15 protein-coding genes and 1 tRNA gene are annotated in these 16,707 nt (G+C 61.7%); 11 read left to right on the forward strand and 5 right to left on the reverse strand.

Translation table 11 applies throughout. The features are described 5' to 3' along the window. Positions 1-49: 49 nt before the first annotated feature. Positions 50-1,174: a ubiquinol oxidase subunit II gene (cyoA, locus tag ACYQOP_RS15105; protein ID WP_461225336.1), complete on the reverse strand. Its 1,125-nt coding sequence runs from the start codon at positions 1,172-1,174 to the stop codon at positions 50-52. Between the two features lie 367 nt (positions 1,175-1,541). Here cyoA and ACYQOP_RS15110 point away from each other — a divergent pair, with 367 nt between their 5' ends. Beyond that, positions 1,542-2,873, forward strand: a complete 1,332-nt coding sequence (locus ACYQOP_RS15110) for an MFS transporter (protein WP_461222901.1) — start codon at positions 1,542-1,544, stop codon at positions 2,871-2,873. 80 nt (positions 2,874-2,953) lie between these two features. Here ACYQOP_RS15110 and ACYQOP_RS15115 read toward each other — a convergent pair whose 3' ends face one another. Beyond that, positions 2,954-3,409, reverse strand: coding sequence for a hypothetical protein (locus ACYQOP_RS15115; RefSeq protein ID WP_461222902.1), 456 nt, complete (start codon positions 3,407-3,409; stop codon positions 2,954-2,956). Positions 3,410-3,912: 503 nt separating this feature from the next. After that, entirely contained in the window at positions 3,913-4,440 is a 528-nt protein-coding gene (locus tag ACYQOP_RS15120; protein ID WP_461222903.1) for a hypothetical protein, read from the reverse strand. 215 nt (positions 4,441-4,655) lie between these two features. Between ACYQOP_RS15120 and argC the strand changes: the two genes are divergently transcribed. The 3 genes from argC (at position 4,656) to ACYQOP_RS15135 (ending at position 7,920) form a co-directional block, all read left to right on the forward strand. Continuing rightward, a complete protein-coding gene (gene argC / locus ACYQOP_RS15125) occupies positions 4,656-5,591 on the forward strand; it encodes an N-acetyl-gamma-glutamyl-phosphate reductase (protein WP_461222904.1) in 936 nt (311 codons plus the stop codon). A gap of 1,363 nt (positions 5,592-6,954) precedes the next feature. Then, positions 6,955-7,479, forward strand: coding sequence for a Ros/MucR family transcriptional regulator (locus ACYQOP_RS15130; RefSeq protein ID WP_056432877.1), 525 nt, complete (start codon positions 6,955-6,957; stop codon positions 7,477-7,479). A 364-nt stretch (positions 7,480-7,843) separates the two neighbouring features. Beyond that, positions 7,844-7,920, forward strand: a tRNA-Arg gene (locus ACYQOP_RS15135). 349 nt (positions 7,921-8,269) lie between these two features. On the opposite strand, the gene ACYQOP_RS15140 is transcribed toward ACYQOP_RS15135, so the two are convergent. Continuing rightward, a complete protein-coding gene (locus tag ACYQOP_RS15140; protein WP_281435330.1) occupies positions 8,270-8,395 on the reverse strand; it encodes a hypothetical protein in 126 nt (41 codons plus the stop codon). Positions 8,396-8,776: 381 nt separating this feature from the next. Between ACYQOP_RS15140 and ACYQOP_RS15145 the strand changes: the two genes are divergently transcribed. Next, the gene (locus ACYQOP_RS15145) at positions 8,777-9,052 is read left to right on the forward strand and encodes a hypothetical protein (RefSeq protein WP_461222905.1); all 276 of its coding nucleotides are present in this window, start codon (positions 8,777-8,779) and stop codon (positions 9,050-9,052) included. 117 nt (positions 9,053-9,169) lie between these two features. Here ACYQOP_RS15145 and ACYQOP_RS15150 read toward each other — a convergent pair whose 3' ends face one another. Further along, the gene (locus ACYQOP_RS15150) at positions 9,170-9,454 is read right to left on the reverse strand and encodes a GCG_CRPN prefix-to-repeats domain-containing protein (protein WP_461222906.1); all 285 of its coding nucleotides are present in this window, start codon (positions 9,452-9,454) and stop codon (positions 9,170-9,172) included. 283 nt (positions 9,455-9,737) lie between these two features. On the opposite strand from ACYQOP_RS15150, the gene ACYQOP_RS15155 reads away from it, so the two are divergent. From ACYQOP_RS15155 to eutC, 6 genes are all read left to right on the forward strand, one after another. Beyond that, positions 9,738-10,337, forward strand: a complete 600-nt coding sequence (locus tag ACYQOP_RS15155; RefSeq protein WP_461222907.1) for a cysteine hydrolase family protein — start codon at positions 9,738-9,740, stop codon at positions 10,335-10,337. A gap of 80 nt (positions 10,338-10,417) precedes the next feature. After that, a complete protein-coding gene (poxB, locus tag ACYQOP_RS15160; RefSeq protein ID WP_461222908.1) occupies positions 10,418-12,178 on the forward strand; it encodes a ubiquinone-dependent pyruvate dehydrogenase in 1,761 nt (586 codons plus the stop codon). Between the two features lie 194 nt (positions 12,179-12,372). Next, complete coding sequence (locus ACYQOP_RS15165; protein ID WP_056433694.1) at positions 12,373-13,233, forward strand: transglutaminase-like domain-containing protein; 861 nt, start codon at positions 12,373-12,375, stop codon at positions 13,231-13,233. Positions 13,234-13,484: 251 nt separating this feature from the next. After that, positions 13,485-14,243 carry a hypothetical protein gene (locus tag ACYQOP_RS15170; RefSeq protein ID WP_461222909.1) on the forward strand — a complete coding sequence of 253 codons (759 nt, stop codon included), beginning with the start codon at positions 13,485-13,487 and terminating at the stop codon, positions 14,241-14,243. 53 nt (positions 14,244-14,296) lie between these two features. Continuing rightward, the gene (locus ACYQOP_RS15175) at positions 14,297-15,697 is read left to right on the forward strand and encodes an ethanolamine ammonia-lyase subunit EutB (protein WP_461222910.1); all 1,401 of its coding nucleotides are present in this window, start codon (positions 14,297-14,299) and stop codon (positions 15,695-15,697) included. Continuing rightward, the gene (eutC, locus tag ACYQOP_RS15180; RefSeq protein ID WP_461222911.1) at positions 15,694-16,503 is read left to right on the forward strand and encodes an ethanolamine ammonia-lyase subunit EutC; all 810 of its coding nucleotides are present in this window, start codon (positions 15,694-15,696) and stop codon (positions 16,501-16,503) included. The genes ACYQOP_RS15175 and eutC overlap by 4 nt, the downstream gene beginning before the upstream one ends. The last annotated feature ends 204 nt before the right edge of the window (positions 16,504-16,707 follow it).

Consider the following 16,707-nt stretch of genomic DNA (forward strand, 5'->3'; position numbering starts at 1 on the left):
CCGCCGCTGTGATGCGCCTGTCCCGAAGGCCGCGCGTCATCGCGTCGGCCTAGCGGTTCAGCTGCGCGGGGGCAGGGTCACTTTGCTTCGTCTCGGACCCGGAATGGTCGTGGTGGTGATCATGCCCCTTGTCCGGGTCGACCTCCTGGCTGCGCGTCTTCTTTTCGGTGGCTGGGAACGTCGCCCCCTGGGCCTCCTCGCCGCGGACGGCATGCCGGTCGTCGTAACGAAGCCGCTCCCGGTTGGCGTGGCTCTCTTTGCCGGCGCCGCCCTTGGAGTCGATGCTCATCATCTCGCCCATGCACATCTTACCCTCGACGACGCACATGTTCAGAATGGCGCTATAGAGCCCCGGCGCGACGCTGGAATAGTAGCCCACCGGCTCACGCTCGCTCGGCTTCTCCAGGGCGATGTAGGCGTCGCGGTTGAGCTCCTTGCCCTCGGCCTTCACCTTGGCGACCCACTGGTCGAAGCCGCCCTGGTCAAGCCCGTGGAACTTGAAGTTCATCCGCGAGAAGCCTTCGCCGCTATAATTGGCGGAGAAACCTTCGTAGACGCCCGCCTTGTTGATGACGGCGTGCAGCTTCGTCTCCATTCCGGCCATGGCGTAGATCTGTCCCGCCAGCGCCGGAATGAAGAAAGAGTTCATCATCGAAGCCGAGGTGATCTTGAAATTGATTGGCACATCCACCGGCGCCGCCAGTTCATTCACCGTGGCGATGCCCTGGTCGGGATAGAAGAACAGCCACTTCCAATCGAGTGCCACGACCTCGACCGTCAACGGCTTCACATCCGCAGTGAGCGGACGGGAAGCGTCGATGCGGCTCAGGGGCCGGTAGGGATCGAGCGTATGTGTGCTGATCCAGGTCAGCGCCCCGAGGGCGATGATGATCACGAGAGGCGCCGACCAGATCAGCACTTCGAGCTGAGTCGAGTGGTGCCAGTCGGGGTCGTACTCGGCCTCGGTGTTCGATTGGCGATAGCGCCAAGCGAAAAAGAGCGTGAAGGCGATCACCGGAAGGATGATCAGCAGCATCAGCCCCGTCGAGGCGACAATGAGGTCACGCTGCCGCGTGGCGATGTCGCCCGCTGGCTGCATGACGACCATGTTGCAGCCCGAGAGAAGGGCCATGAGAGGCAGGAATGCGAGAGCGCGCAAGGATCTGGATGACATCCGACCGGCTGCAGTGAGACGTCCGCGGGCGGAACGTCGGGAGGAAACATTTGGTTTACGAAAAGCGGCGGCTCGTACTGGATCGCTTGCCGCGATGCCGGTTCGATACGGGCTTCTCCTGCGCAGTGCAAAGGCGCCCTGGCAAGTGCGTGCGGCTTTAATCAGCCGGGCGTTGAGAGCATAGCTGATTTCCATCGCCGAAGGCAGTAAGAAGGGAAGCATCACCCGCGGGACATATGCCTGGCTGATCCGCGAAACGTGACGTTGCATCGCTTTGCCGCAGTGCAACAAGCCCTCATAATCGGAACACAGGGATGCGCCAAGTGCGGCGTGTCCTTCCCACCCTTCAAGCAGCGAATGGCCGTCCATGAGCCAAGATTACGCGTTGCAGACCCCGCCGCATCTGAGTGCAGGTGCCAGGGCCGGCGCATCCGAACCCGAAGTTGCCCCCGGCGACATTGCCGTCGGTGTCCTCATCGGCCGGACATCGGAATTCTTCGACTTCTTCGTCTTCGGCATCGCCTCGGTGCTGATTTTCCCGAAGGTCTTCTTTCCGTTCGTCCCGCCCCTGGAAGGCACGCTCTACGCGTTCGCCCTCTTCGCTCTCGCCTTCGTGGCACGGCCCATCGGTTCGGTGATCTTCATGGAGATCGACCGACGGCATGGGCGAGGCGTGAAACTGACGATCGCCCTGTTCCTGCTCGGTGGCTCGACGGTGTCGATCGCGTTCCTGCCGACCTATCACAGCATCGGGATGGCCTCGGTCTGGCTGCTCGCCGCTTTCCGTATAGGGCAGGGGCTCGCGCTGGGCGGCGCGTGGGACGGCCTCGCTTCGCTTCTGTCGATCAAAGCCCCCAGTGACCGCAAGGGCTGGTATGCGATGATCCCGCAGCTCGGAGCGCCCATCGGCTTCGGGCTCGCAAGTGCCCTGTTCTCGTTCTTTCTTGCCAACCTGACCATGGACGACTTCCTCGATTGGGGCTGGCGTTACCCGTTCTACGTGGCATTCGCGGTAAACGTCGTCGCTCTTTTCGCGCGACTTCGCCTCGTGGCAACCGAGGAGTTCACGCAGCTTCTCGAGACGCGCGAACTCGCCCCGACCCCGGTCTGGGAAATGATCCGCGCACAGGGACGAACTGTCCTTATCGGCGCCTTCGTGCCGCTGGCGAGTTTTGCACTGTTCCATCTCGTCAGCATCTTCCCGATCAGCTGGATCACCCTGTTCACGAAGCGCTCGGCCGGCGAGTTCCTGCTCGTACAATTCGTCGGCTCGATCGTCTTCGCTGGCGCGATCGTGATCTCGGGAATCGTCGCGGATCAGGTGGGCCGGCGTCGGCTCGTCGGCATCGCGGCCAGCCTGATCGGCTTGTTCAGCCTCGCCAGTATTCTCGCACCGCTGCTGTTCGGCGATAGCGAAACCGGCCAGACGATCTACGTGCTCGTCGGCTTCGGTCTGCTCGGCCTGTCTTACGGGCAGACATCAGGCTCGGTGACCGAGTATCTCGGCACGCGCTATCGCTATACCGGCGCGGCGCTCACATCCGATCTCGCCTGGCTGATCGGAGCTGGCTTCGCGCCGCTGGTGGCGCTGAGCCTGTCGAGCCGATTCGGCCTTGCTTGGGTGGGCGTCTACCTACTGTCGGGTGCGGTCGCGACCTTGGGCGCGCTCGCCATCAACCGGAAGGTTGCCCCGATCTGACAATTACGGACGTGGTACAATGAGAAAAAGGCCCGCATGCAATGCATGCGGGCCTTTTTCATATCCGTTTCGGCTGAGCCTTATCGGATTGCAGGGCAGAATTCGCCGGATGGACCCAGAGCGAGATCCCCCTGACGAGGAGTGTTCAGAGCAAACGCTCCGGTATCGTCGCGCGGAAAGAAGCTCGGGCCGAGTTCGCGTTCGAAGAACCCATTCCCGACCTCGTAGAAGCAGCGATCCATGACCGCCGTCACGGGAAAGCTGCGCTGAACAACGGGTTGTCCGAAGGGTGCGCCTCGGCGCGGGACGTCGCAATAGCCGGTCACGTCTACCGGAGCCGCCCCATCGAGCCTGATTGTCCTCGACGTGCCGGGGCGAACCGTCACTGCTCCGCCATCCCCTTGGCCCACTACGAGCGTCAATGTCGACCGGTTGGCAACTTTGCGCAGGCAGAACGCCTCGGCTTCGCTGAACCCTGTCAAGAGAACCACGAGGGTCGCGAAGCCGGCCGCGAGCGACGTCAGGCGGATGGGCATGTGAAGGCCTCTCAAAGGTTGGGATTGCGGAGAACGTGACATCAAAACCGGATTGGCGGGATCAGCGGTTGATTCCACCAGGACCGCCGGATGTTCCACCGGTACCCGGGAGGGCGCCGGTCCCAGGGGGGCCACCGACGCCGGTTCCGACGCCCGCACTGGAGGACGGCCCCGATGCCGCACCCGCACCACCGACCGGAGGCTTTCCAACCGGAGACCCGGGAGAAACGGAGTTTGTCGATGGCATGCCAGAGGCGCTCCCTGAGGGTATGCCAGCTTCATCACTCTGCGATGGGGCCGTGCCGATGCCGGCCGGAGCCGGAATGCTCTGAGCAAGTACGGTCCCCGTCAGCAATAGGACGAGACAAGGTGCGAGCACGACGGGTCTGGCGATCATCGAAACGGGTCCTGGAAGAACAGTGATATAGGGCAGAACTCGGCGTGGCTCGCTTCCGTTCAACCACGATGCCAAGGAAGCGTGGGATCTGCCAATCCTCCCACGGTCAGGAGGCATGAAGCGCCTTCTGCAACTCGGCCTTCGACATACTCGAGCGACCGCGGATATTTTCCGATCGGGCCTTCTGCATCAGTTGGGCCTTGGTGGGCCCATCGGAGGCCTTGCGGGACTTGGATCCACCTTTCCGGGCGGAGGCCGCTTTCTCAGCTACGTCCTTCGGCTGACTCGAAAACTGCTTCCCGTTTTTCGTGTCAGCACGCTTCTTTCGGGTCGAGCGGTCGTACTCCTCCTTTGACAAGGAGGAACGTGCTTTCTTTGGAAGATACCGTTCGCCCGTCTCGCTGCTCGGCTCGCCGGATTTCGTATCCCATTCCTCATTGGACCATTGCGTAAGGCTGTTGTCCTTGGACTTCCGTCCCTTGTAACCGCCTCCGGCCTCTTTATAGGCCTTCGTCGCCGCTTGAGCTTTGCGGGCGGACCATTGGCCGGGTTTGCCTCCTTTATCCGAGGAGGTGACCTCGGACTTGATTTTATCCCACAGCTTAGGATCGGACTTCTCTGCGCTGGCGGCCATCGTTCAAGCCTTTGCTTGTTTCCATGCGATCAACATGCGCCGGAAGGGCCAGTTCCCGGGGTGTGACGTGTCATCAATCCGTGTGAAAGCACGACGATACAGGTGCTTCGACCGCGAAGGCTCCGGTACCGCGACATTGACTTGAGAAGCCAGAGCCTTCACCTCGCGAGCGCGCAGGGCGGTTATCCCACGGCGAGACAAACGGAACCTTTCAAATGAGCGAAAGCGGATTGGCGAAGCCCACGGTGTTCATCGATGGGGAGGCCGGCACCACCGGGCTCGGCATTCGCGAACGCCTGGAGCGCGAGGGCCGCGTCTCCCTGAAAAGTATCCCTCATGAGAGCCGCAAAGACATCGCGGTCAAACGGGCGCTGTTGGCTGACGTAGATCTCGTTGTCCTCTGCCTGCCCGACGACGCTGCTAAGGAAACGGTGGCTTTGGCCGATGCTCTTCCGGCTGGCGGTCCCCGCATTCTCGATGCGAGCACCGCCCACCGCGTCAGCCCCGGTTGGGCTTACGGCTTCGCTGAGTTGAACGCCGGCCAATCACAGGTGATCCGCGAGTCGCGGCGCGTCGCCAATCCCGGCTGCTATCCCACCGGGGCGATCGCGTTGGTACGGCCCCTTGTCGACGCTGGATTGCTGCCGTCGGACACGCCGATCAGCGTCAATGCGGTAAGCGGCTACAGCGGTGGCGGCAAGAGCATGATCGAAGCCTATGAGGCCGGCGACGCACCGGCGTTTCAGCTCTACGGCCTCGGCTTTGCACACAAGCACCTGCCGGAGCTTCAAACCTATGGCGGCTTGACCCGTAGGCCAATCTTCATCCCATCCGTGGGAAACTTCCGCCAGGGCATGTTGGTCAGCATTCCGCTTCACCTCGATACTCTGCCGGGGCGTCCGGATGCGGCAGCACTGGAAGCGGCTCTCGCAGCCCATTATGCCGGCAACACCTTGGTGACGGTGATACAGACCAGCCCGAACGACAAGCCGGATGCCGAGGGCCTGAACGATACTGATCGTCTCGAACTAAGGGTCTATGGAACACCGGACCATTCCCAGGCGCTGCTCGTTGCCCGGCTCGATAACCTTGGTAAAGGCGCCTCCGGTGCCGCTGTTCAGAATATTGGCCTCATGCTCGGGCTGGATTAAACGAACGACGCGGACAGGACTCACTACACTATCCGGGCCTGTCCATATTATGGGGCGTGGCTCGGGTATCGCCGGATCGGTCGACTGACGGAAATTGGAACTTGGCGCCGAGACTTCACGCGGCGTCATTCGAACAATGCGTATATGATATTTCTGGCAGCGCATTTCCCATGCGAGAGCGCATCGCCATAGGCTGGCTCGGCCTCGGAACTGCGACAGCCATACGTCGATTCTCGGACATCGAAGCGACCAACGAGTCCAACTTCATCCTCCTTCCTCTCCGACCCGCCAAAGACTATCCCCACGCGCATTAGTTGTATTTTGTTCGTCCCGTTGACGGGACATCCATATTCAGCAAAATTACGGCGGATATTTCACACCGACCTTCACGACTCATCTTAAAAAGAGACCTCTGGAGAATCTGCCTCTCATCGTACCGCTGATGTTCGCAGCAATACGGCGCATACTTTTTGCATGAAGGTGCGATTTTGACTGAATTTACAGGGAACGAATTTCCGTTGGACAGGTTAGCCACCGTCGCCTGCCAATCACGGCGATGAGGAAAGTTTCTTGTCGCTCAATGGACGTCGAAAAACTCACCGTATGCCCCGTCGAAGTAGATGCATGTTTCTAAGAAGCTTTTCCTGATGCGAGAGGAAGGCACAATTCCACGAGCACCTTGAAGATGTCAGACGAGGAGGCCAAAGATCCACCGCTACCGCTGCCGAACTCCTACCTCGAAACGTCATGAGAGGGGAGGTATACGATTGCAAACTCTTAATTTCTACGATTTGCCGGCCTTCCGCACCAGAAGCCGCGACATCTGCTATTCGGCGAAGGTGGAAAAGCACATTCTACTCCAACATCGGGATCACGGCATGTCGTCTGGACAAATAGCCCCACCGACAGGGCTGAATGATGGATCTTCCCGATGCGTGGCAGTGCGCCGTGCAGTTGGATTCGGCTGCCGCAACGACCTTTGAGCTTATGCGAAGTGTCGGGAGCGGACTTACCCCTGGATGGAACTTCGAGGCTGGCCCAGGTGGATTTGCCAGTCGTGATTGTTTTGACCGGCAGACAATCCCACCCACGAAGTTTTCCCCTGCGACCTTTGTCGGGTCTGGTGATGAGCGAGCCGCCGCGAGGCGTTGATGCGCTGAAATGATGGATAAACTCTGCTTGGTGCCACGCCCAAACGTATGGGGATCGCATGATATGGCTCTCGCAGACGGCGAAAACCCGATACACACGAGCGAATGATCCTTAAAACACCGAATTTCCTGCAATAACATCTTGCGATAGGTCAAAACAGAGCTTAGTCTCGTGTACAGTTTCAACAAATTGAATCGATGGTACGAATATCATGAGTGAATCAGACACTGAATCGGCTCGTCTTATCACCTTAGCGGCTGATATCGTTTCCGCTTACGTCAGCAACAATCACGTTCAAAGCGCGGAACTGCCTAAGCTTTTAAGCGATGTGCACGAAGCCATTCGCACTGTGAGCACGAGCAATGCACCGGCGGTGGACACTGGGCCGCCCAAGGCGACGCCGCAGGAGATCCGCCGCTCCGTGACCCCGGATTACTTGGTCAGCTTCGAAGACGGCAAGCAGTATAAGACGCTTCGCCGTCACCTCACGCTACGGGGACTGACCCCTGAGCAATACCGGGCAAAATGGGGTCTGCAGCCCGACTATCCGATGACGTCCGCCGCTTATTCCGAACAACGGTCCGAACTGGCTCGCGCACTCGGTCTCGGCCAGCAGCGTCGTAAGACTGTGACCAAGTCAGCTCCAGAAGAGGTTGTGAGCGAGCCGGTGGAAGAAGCTGTCGCTCCCGCGCCGGAAAAGAAGCGTCGCGGCCCGCGCAAGAAGCAGGCGGCCTGAGTCTTTTCCAAAGACCCGACCTAGTATCATCCGGGTCATCCGACAAAGCCTACTTCCGGCATGCGCCGCGAAGTAGGCTTTTTCGCGGAAAATGCTGAGGTTTGCAGGAAGGTACGGTTTTTATAGGAGCTTTGGGCGAGCCGTGGATCGACGAGGATTGGACGTTATAATTGTTGTCTCAACCGTCGATCACCCTTGGTCGGAACATGCCGCAAACACAGGATCTGCGGTAGAGGAAGCCATGAAAATCCTGCTGCCTTGCAGCGTAGGCCCATCTGGTGCTCTCCACACTTGATCAGCCCAGGCAATCGGCGAGGGCTAATGACAGCCCTCCAGGGCGGTGTTAGGAAAAGCGCGGCGTCCCGACTCCGTAGCTCAGCTGGATAGAGCAGCCGCCTTCTAAGCGGCAGGTCGTTGGTTCGAGCCCAACCGGGGTCGCCATCTCTCCGCCATCACGCGACGGCCCAAATAAGCTCCGCCAGATCGGGCCTTGAACGCCATTCCGTGAAACATGTCGTGCGGTGCAGCCAGTCTCGTGTGACGGTGACCGCGACGCTGGCATTCTGTTGCATTGGTCAGGACTGAATGACCGCGTTCGGGGTGAGCGAGCAATAAAGTTTGCCGCGCTGCGTGGCTGTGGGCTGAAGGGCATCAGCGATCCAGCACGACAGGTCGCCACAAACAGTCGGGGCAGAAGTTCGGATCACATCCGCGAGACCCTCGGAAGATCACGGTAGACAGTGACGCCAGGGCAGCAACGATCGGGATCCTGGTCGTCTCATCGTGGAGGCTATGATTGCCCGAACAGCGCGATTAGGGCGTGGATCACGCTCGCCCCGCCCACTGGTGCAACGAAGAGCAGCACCACATTCAGTCCGACGATCCAGACGACCGCCCGCTCTTGTGCCTTGGTCATCGGGGGCTTGCGTGAAGGCGGCTCCCAAGCCGGTTCTCGCGGCGGCCTCCAACCCTCGTCCACGAACATCGGCGACCTCATCGCCGACTCAAATCGCATCACCGCATGGCCGGCACAGCGATAGTAGAGCGGAGTAAAGAGATGAGGCAATCGCCTGCGTTGCGAGATGGAAGGCGTCAGGGTCGGCCTGAACTCCGCCAGTCGACAAGCTAAGCAGACCTCGAAGGACTCTCGGCACGGACATCGATCCAGATCGTCTCACCCGATGCCTTCCACGCTGGGCTCGGCCTGCCGGATCGTCATTGCCGCCTGTGCCGGAACGTCACAGCTGAATTTTGCGTTTCCTTCAGCGTGCACCGCGCCAGACTCAGGGAGAAACGCATGAAAGCTTTGACGCTTGCCCTCGCCGGGGCATTGCTCCTCGGATCGCCCGCCTTCGCTGCGGAAGGTGGCTCCGGAACCACGAAGTCCGGCACGATGAACAACACCGGGCCGAACGATGCGGGAGCCGGTTCATCGCCGGGAGCCGCCGGGAGCGGCCCCTCCACGGGAGACAAGAGCCGCTCAGGCACGTCGAACAGCACGGGCGCCAATGATGCCGGTTCGGGGTCGTCTCCGGGAGCATCGGGCAAAGGTACCAGCGCGCCGACCCGCTGACGTCACTGAGGGCGGATCAGGCCTGGGTCTCATGCGATCCAGGCCTCTCGTCGCCCGCCTCGCTACCATCGAACGAGGGGGTGCTTCCGGGTCGGCCGGGAGCACCCTTTGTCATTCTCAGAAGCCGAACCGCACGTAGGGGCGGGGTGCGTAAGCGTAGGGCCGAGGAGCATAGGCGTAAGGACGGTAATACGGGCGATAGCCGTAACCATAGCCATAAACCGGCACGGGGCGGGGCGCGTAGTAGCCGAACGCGCGGGATGTGGCCTTGCACCCGAACGCGGAGGGGTAATAGCCGTAACCGCACCCGCCGGCAGCCTCGGCCGTGGTGGTTGTGGCGGCAGACATCGTCAGGCCACCAATGACGGCGGCAAGGAGGCCATAAGTCTTGACGTGCTTCATGACACAAACTCCGGATCGCGTCCCCTCGGGATTAAAGCTTCACCGCGGGGCGTGCTGCATCAAGACACCCGATCGCTGAACAAATTCTGACATTTTCGCCGCCTGCACCTCCCTACGGTACGAGAGGCCTTGAGCGCGCGATTTCGTGATTGAGAAAGGGTGACCGGGGAGCTTTCGCGAGGGCGTACCGTTCCTGCTGGCCAAGGACGGGATTGACGCGGTCCCCGAATGAGGTCTCCTCACCCCAAACCCCGCCGTTGCGATTGCAGACCGGAAGCCAGCCATGACAGACCTCAAGACCCTGCGCGACGTCTCCGGCCTGAGCCCGGTGCCGGCCCGGCTTCGATCCTCCGCCCTGGTGATGATCGATCTGCAGAACACCTATCGCGAAGGCATCATGCGCCTGGAAGAGGTGGAGCCCGCCATCCGCGCGGCACGCGCACTCCTCGATCGCGCACGGGAGGCCGGCATCCCGATCTTTCACATCCAGCACGATGCCGGACCCGGCTCGCCCTACGATATCGCCGCCCCGATCGGCAGGATCAGTGACGAGGTCGCGCCACGAGACGGCGAGAGGGTCATCGTCAAGAACTATCCTAATTCCTTCGTCGGTACGGATCTGCAGAAGCACCTCGAAGCGACGGGTATGAAATCGGTTCTGCTCGCCGGTTTCATGACGCATATGTGCATCAACTCCACGGCGCGCGGCGCTTTCAACCTGGGATTCAGCCCGACGGTCGTGGCCTCCACCACCGCGACCCGCGCCTTGCCCGGTCCCGACGGTCAGGTGGTGCCCGCGAATTCGCTTCAGGCCGCGAGCCTCGCGACGCTCGGGGATCTCTTCGCCGTGATCGCGCCTCGGGTCAGCGATATCGCGGAATGACACGGGTGAGTGACACTCAATGGACCTCGGGAACGTGTGCGGCGCAGCATCGTTCGGGTTCTGAAGCAGGAGCGCGAACCATGAAAATCGATACCGTCGCGGATCTCGTCGTCGAAACCCTCCAGCAGGTGGGGGTACGACGGATCTACGGTGTCGTCGGCGACAGCCTCAACGCCATGACCGAGTCGATCCGGGCGAGGGGCGTCATCGACTGGGTGCATATGCGCCACGAAGAGGTCGGCGCCTTCGCGGCCGGCGCGGAAAGTCAGATCACCGGGGAGTTGGCGGTCTGTGCGGGCTCCTGCGGGCCAGGCCATGTCCATCTCATCAACGGCCTGTTCGATTGCCATCGAACCCGGACTCCCGTCCTGGCCATCGCCGCACATATCCCCTCGGCAGAGATCGGATCCGGCTACTTCCAGGAGACAGACCCGAAGGCCTTGTTCGCCCAGTGCAGCCACTATTGCGAGCTCGTCTCCGATCCGTCCCAGCTCCCGTTCGTCCTGGAGAATGCCATCCGTGCCGCGGTGGGCGAGCGTGGTGTCGCCGTGGTGATCATTCCCGGCGACGTCGCGTTGAAGGATGCGCCGGCCCGCGCCATTGCCCCCAATGCCGGCCTCCTGCCGGCGAAGCCGACGATCCGTCCCGCCGAAGCCGAGCTCAACGCGCTGGCCGAACTCCTCGACGGTTCGTCGAAGATCACGCTACTCTGCGGTCGCGGATGCGCCGGCGCCCATGCCGAATTGCTGCAGCTCGCCGAAGCCCTCAAGAGCCCGATCGTCCATGCCCTCGGTGGCAAGGAATTCGTGGAATACGACAATCCCTACGATGTCGGAATGACCGGCCTCATCGGGTTCTCTTCCGGCTATGCGGCGATGCGAGACTGCGACACGCTGCTGATGCTGGGCACCGACTTTCCCTACAAGCAATTCTATCCCGCGAATGCCAAGGTGGCGCAGGTCGATCTACGGTCGAACCAGCTCGGCCGGCGGACGAAGCTCGATCTCGGTCTCGTCGGCGACGTACGGGATACGATCACGGCGCTCCTGCCGAAGCTCGGCGTCAAGTCCGACCGCACCTGGCTCGATGCCAGCCTGAAACACTACGCCAAGGCGCGCGAGGACCTCGACGATCTCGCCACCGGCGCGCCGACCAAGGGCTGGTTCGGCCTGAAATCGGCCAAGGCCCCGATCCATCCGCAATATCTGACCAAGCTCGTAAGCGAAGCGGCGGCGGATGACACGATCTTCACGGCCGATGTCGGTACGCCGACGATCTGGGCGGCGCGCTACCTGAAGATGAACGGCAAGCGCCGGCTTCTCGGATCGTGGGTGCATGGCTCCATGGCCAACGCCATGGCGCAGGGCATCGGCGCACAGGCGGCCTCTCCCGGCCGGCAGGTCGTTTCCTTGTCGGGCGATGGCGGTTTCTCGATGCTGATGGGCGATCTCCTGACACTGCGGCAGGAGAAGCTGCCGCTGAAGATCGTGATCTACAACAACGGCTCACTCGGCTTCGTCGAAATGGAGATGAAGGCCGCAGGCTATCTCGAAACCGGCGTCGCGCTCGAGAACCCGGATTTCGCCGCGATGGCCCGGGCGGTCGGGCTCCACGCGGTGCGGGTAGAAGACCCGGCCGAACTGGAGGGCGCGATCCGGAACGTGCTCGCCCATGACGGTCCGGCCGTACTCGACGTGGTGGTCAACCGTCAGGAACTCTCGATCCCACCGAAGATCGACGGACAGCAGGTGAAGGGCTTCAGCCTTTACGTGCTGCGTGCGGTGATGAGCGGCCGCGGGGATTCGGTTCTCGATCTCGCCAAGACGAACATCATCCGGTAGCTGAAGCACTGCTTCGAAGGTATCCAGACCGAGCCGTGATGCGGCCTCCGGGCTCAACGGTGGCCGCATCCTCGGACAAAAGATTGGTTTGGCAGCGGGGCCGGGAAGCGCAAGCCGGCCTTAACAACAGGATCCTTGCAGCTGCGGCGGGCGTAATCCTTGCACGGTCTTCCGAAACGGAGGAAGGAGCTTCCATGCGCTACATGCTCGGCTGCAGTCTGTCTTATAACATACTGTCGGACACGACGTTTATCTTCAATATCGAGGTCGCTCGACTGAAGAGCCTTGAGATTCTCAGCGAGACGCTGATTCTCAAGCCCGACCTGAAGCGGGAAATCTACATCTCGCCCGATCTGCAAAACCGCTATCTCGGGGTGAACGTCCCCGCCGGCCAGTTCTCGCTGGAATACAACGCCGAGGTCGAGCTCACCGTCCATCGGGCCGATCCGGCCACGATCAACGAAACGCCGATCTCGCAGCTTCCCCTCGACATCCTGCCGTTCCTGCTGCCCAGCCGCTTCGTCTCGTCCGACCGGCTGACGCCCTTCGCGCAGGCCGAGTTCGGGGCGATGCCCAAGGGGCACCAGCGCGTCAACGCGATCTGCAACTGGATTCACGATCATCTCACCTACCAGCCCGGCACCAGCGACGGCGAGACGACCGCCGATGAGAGCCTGCTCAAGCGCGCCGGCGTGTGCCGCGATTTCGCGCATATCGGGACGGCCTTCTGCCGAGCCCTGGGCATCCCCGCCCGTTTCGTGAGCTGCTACGCCCACGGGCTCGTGCCGAGCGATTTCCACGCTGTGTTCGAGGCCTATCTCGACGGCCGCTGGTGGCTGTTCGACGCCACCCGTCAGGCCGATCTCGACGGTCTCGTCCGCATCGGCGTCGGCCGGGATGCGGCCGAGATCGCCTTCTCGACGCCCTACGGCAACATGCAGCCGGTCAACCAGCAAATCCGTATCGCGCGCTCCGACGGCCTCGGCAGCCCGCCCCAGCGCACGGTCGACGCAATCTCGACGGAATTGCCCGCGCCGCATGCGGGAGCGGCCTGAACGTCCGGGTGACGGGATGCCGTGTCCCGTCGCCCGATTTCGGCACCTACGCGCGTCGTCGGCACATGGGTCGGGCCGACAAAGGCGATCGATTCGGTGCCCTGACCTCATGTCGGGGTGGTTCGTCCACACCTCCGTCTTGGATAAGACCGTCTACCAGACGGCCGATGTATGAGATTTCAGTCTAAGCAAGACTTTACGATCTATGATATGCCTCTTTCGGGATAAGATAGACTATCGAATGAGGCACGATGCCAGCCATCCTTCAGACAAAAGGAATGACATTAGATGCATATCGAATGTCTTTTCGGGCAATGCGCTCGCTTTGGCGCGAAACCGGCACTATGATCGCGATTGCTATCACGCAATTTGTGTTGATCAGTTTTGCAGGCAGATCATTTGACAGTCCTTTCATATCGCTGGGTGGACTATTTTACATAGCTTTCTCAATCATATACATTCCTTATTTATTAGCAATCTATCGCTATTGCTTGGACCTTGAACGCTTAAGCATTAAAAACTCGCTCACTCAGTCGATCCGGGCAAGATATTTTATCGTCTATGAGATAGGATGGCAGCTGATCACATCCCTATGGGGAGAAGCTCAGAAAACCGACTCGCTGCTGCTTATGCTATCGATATTTATCGGCGCGGGTGGCCTCTTGTTATGGCTTAGGATACGCTTGGTCGTCTTGGGACTGATCCTTGCAGTGCCAAACCTGAACGTCACCGCCAAAGACGCATTTCGGGCAACGGAAGGTCGGGCGTGGGACATCTTCTTTATCGCTTTTCGAGCAAGCTTGCCCCTCGTCGTGATCATGGTTGCGGTCATCCTTTCGGTTTCCATCGCAATCGGCCCGCTCTCGGATGAAAATCGATCTCTACAGATCGTCCTTTTTCAGATTGTTTTCTTGCCTATAGGGTTCATCGGCTTGGTTCTGCGCACGGTCGTGGAAGTGCAGATTTTCCAACGGCTCGGACTTCCCAGCCGCCAACATGAGGTAGAATGAACGCCCGGTCGTATGGCTCGATTTTCGCGACGACGATGCAGGAGCGTTAAAAAATGACCTATCGCCACATCGTCGGCCCCAAGACCCATGTCTTTGCCGATCTCGCCGCGCTGATGGCCAAGGCGACGCCGCTGAGATCCGGCGACCGGCTCGCCGGCATCGCTGCGGAATCGGCGGAGGAGGGGATGGCGGCGCGCTGGTGCCTGTCCGAGGTGCCGCTGTCGGAGATCCTGGCGAAACCCATCATTCCCTACGAGGAGGACGACGTCACCCGCCTCATCCTCGACACGCATGATGAAGTGGCCTTCAAGGAGATCGCCCATCTCACCGTCGGCGATTTCCGCGAGTTCCTGATCAAGGCGTCCTCCGAGACCCTGACCCGGATCTCGCCCGGCATCACGCCGGAGATCGCCGCCGCGGTCTCGAAGATCATGCGGCATCAGGACCTAATCCTGGTGGCGCGCAAATGCCGGGTGGTGACGAAGTTCCGCAACACGATTGGCCTACCCGGCCGGCTCTCCGTCCGTCTCCAGCCCAACCATCCCACCGACGATGCCGCCGGCATCACCGCCGCCATCGTCGACGGCCTGTCCTATGGCTGCGGCGATGCGGTGATCGGCCTCAATCCGGCCTCCGATTCCGTCTCCACCCTGAGCGGCCTGCTCCACCTCTTCGACGACCTGATCCAGCGCCTCGCGATCCCCACGCAGGGCTGCATCCTCACCCATGTCACCACCACGCTGGAGGCGATGAACCGCGGCCTGCCGGTGGATCTCGTGTTCCAGTCGATCGCGGGCACGCAGAAGGCCAATGCCAGTTTTGGCGTCACCCTGCCGATCCTGAAGGAGGCGCACGAGGCGGCCCTTGCCCTGAAGCGCGGCACGGTGGGCGACAATTGCATGTATTTCGAGACCGGGCAGGGCTCGGCGCTCTCGGCCAATGCCCATCACGGCATCGACCAGCAGACCCTGGAGGCACGGGCCTACGCCGTCGCGCGTCCGTTCCGGCCGCTCCTCGTCAACACCGTGGTGGGCTTCATCGGGCCGGAATATCTCTATGACGGCCGGGAGATCATCCGGGCCGGATTGGAGGACCATTTCTGCGGCAAGCTCATGGGCCTGCCGCTCGGCTGCGACGTTTGCTACACCAACCATGCCGAAGCCGACCAGAATGACATGGACACGCTCCTAACCTTGCTGGGAGCGGCCGGCTGCACCTTCGTCATGGGCATTCCCGGCGCCGACGACGTCATGCTCAACTACCAATCCACCTCGTTCCACGATTCACTCTACGTGCGCGAGGTGCTCGGCCTGAAACGCGCGCCGGAATTCGAGGCGTGGCTCGAACAGATCGGCCTCACCGACGCCGAGGGCGCACTCCTGCCCGAAGGACCGAGCGCCCGCCTCATAGCGGCGGCTCCCGGCCTGTCCGCCCAGAAGGGGATTGCCGCATGAGCGCCGAGGACACCTCCGAAGATCCGTGGACCAGATTGAGCCGCCTGACGCCGGCGCGGATCGGCCTCGGGCGCGCCGGAACCGGCATGCCCACCATCGAGGTGCTGCGCTTCGGGCTCGCCCATGCACAGGCGCGGGATGCCGTACACACGCCAATGGATGCCGCCGAGGTCGCCTCCGGGATCGAGGCACTCGGCTATCCCACCCTGACCCTCGCCTCGGCGGCGCCGGATCGCGCCACCTATCTGCGTCGCCCCGATCTCGGCCGCACCCTGGGCGAGGAAAGCGCGAAGACCCTCGCTGAGCGGCCCACCGAGCCAGCGGACCTCGCCATCGTCGTGGCGGACGGCCTGTCAGCTAGGGCAGTGCACGAGGGTGCGGCCGGCTTCCTCGCCGCCTTCAAGCCGCATATCGATAAGGCCGGATGGACGCTGGCTCCCATCGTGGTGGCGACGCAGGGGCGCGTCGCCCTCGGCGACGGGATCGGCGCGGCGCTGAAGGCTCGCGCCGTCGCCGTCCTCATCGGCGAGCGGCCGGGCCTGTCCTCGCCCGACAGTCTCGGGATCTATCTGACTCTGGACCCGCGCGTCGGTCGTTCGGATGCCGAGCGCAACTGCATCTCGAACGTCCGCCCCGCCGGGCTCTCCCATGAGCTCGCGGCGTTCAAACTCGACTGGCTTCTGCGCGAGGCGTTCGTGCGCGGAATCACCGGCGTGAACCTCAAGGATGGCAGCGGGCCGGACCTGGAGCCGCCGCCGCGTCAGCAGGCGATCGGGGACGGAAGCGACACCGCATCCGTCGCCTGACGGAGCATTGTTCGAGGTCGACGGTAGTCGAGCCGAGAAGTGTGGAGCCCTGTGACTGGAATGGGCACACCTCAGTCAGACGCGCTTTCAGTCGACCGAATGGAAAAACCTTTCGCTAAAGCGCGATTCTGAGCACATCTCGTGGGCGCGGCCGATGGCGATTGGCTTATACCCTGCCGGGGTGAGGCAAAGAGTAGTTGTCCT

This window comes from Methylobacterium sp. CM6247, assembly GCF_054817925.1.

Coding starts and splice junctions, on each gene's coding strand:
- cyoA (WP_461225336.1), bottom strand. CDS start 1,174: ATGTCATCCAGATCCTTGCGCGCTCTCGCATTCCTGCCTCTCATGGCC.
- ACYQOP_RS15110 (WP_461222901.1), top strand. CDS start 1,542: ATGAGCCAAGATTACGCGTTGCAGACCCCGCCGCATCTGAGTGCAGGT.
- ACYQOP_RS15115 (WP_461222902.1), bottom strand. CDS start 3,409: ATGCCCATCCGCCTGACGTCGCTCGCGGCCGGCTTCGCGACCCTCGTG.
- ACYQOP_RS15120 (WP_461222903.1), bottom strand. CDS start 4,440: ATGGCCGCCAGCGCAGAGAAGTCCGATCCTAAGCTGTGGGATAAAATC.
- argC (WP_461222904.1), top strand. CDS start 4,656: ATGAGCGAAAGCGGATTGGCGAAGCCCACGGTGTTCATCGATGGGGAG.
- ACYQOP_RS15130 (WP_056432877.1), top strand. CDS start 6,955: ATGAGTGAATCAGACACTGAATCGGCTCGTCTTATCACCTTAGCGGCT.
- ACYQOP_RS15140 (WP_281435330.1), bottom strand. CDS start 8,395: ATGACCAAGGCACAAGAGCGGGCGGTCGTCTGGATCGTCGGACTGAAT.
- ACYQOP_RS15145 (WP_461222905.1), top strand. CDS start 8,777: ATGAAAGCTTTGACGCTTGCCCTCGCCGGGGCATTGCTCCTCGGATCG.
- ACYQOP_RS15150 (WP_461222906.1), bottom strand. CDS start 9,454: ATGAAGCACGTCAAGACTTATGGCCTCCTTGCCGCCGTCATTGGTGGC.
- ACYQOP_RS15155 (WP_461222907.1), top strand. CDS start 9,738: ATGACAGACCTCAAGACCCTGCGCGACGTCTCCGGCCTGAGCCCGGTG.
- poxB (WP_461222908.1), top strand. CDS start 10,418: ATGAAAATCGATACCGTCGCGGATCTCGTCGTCGAAACCCTCCAGCAG.
- ACYQOP_RS15165 (WP_056433694.1), top strand. CDS start 12,373: ATGCGCTACATGCTCGGCTGCAGTCTGTCTTATAACATACTGTCGGAC.
- ACYQOP_RS15170 (WP_461222909.1), top strand. CDS start 13,485: ATGCCAGCCATCCTTCAGACAAAAGGAATGACATTAGATGCATATCGA.
- ACYQOP_RS15175 (WP_461222910.1), top strand. CDS start 14,297: ATGACCTATCGCCACATCGTCGGCCCCAAGACCCATGTCTTTGCCGAT.
- eutC (WP_461222911.1), top strand. CDS start 15,694: ATGAGCGCCGAGGACACCTCCGAAGATCCGTGGACCAGATTGAGCCGC.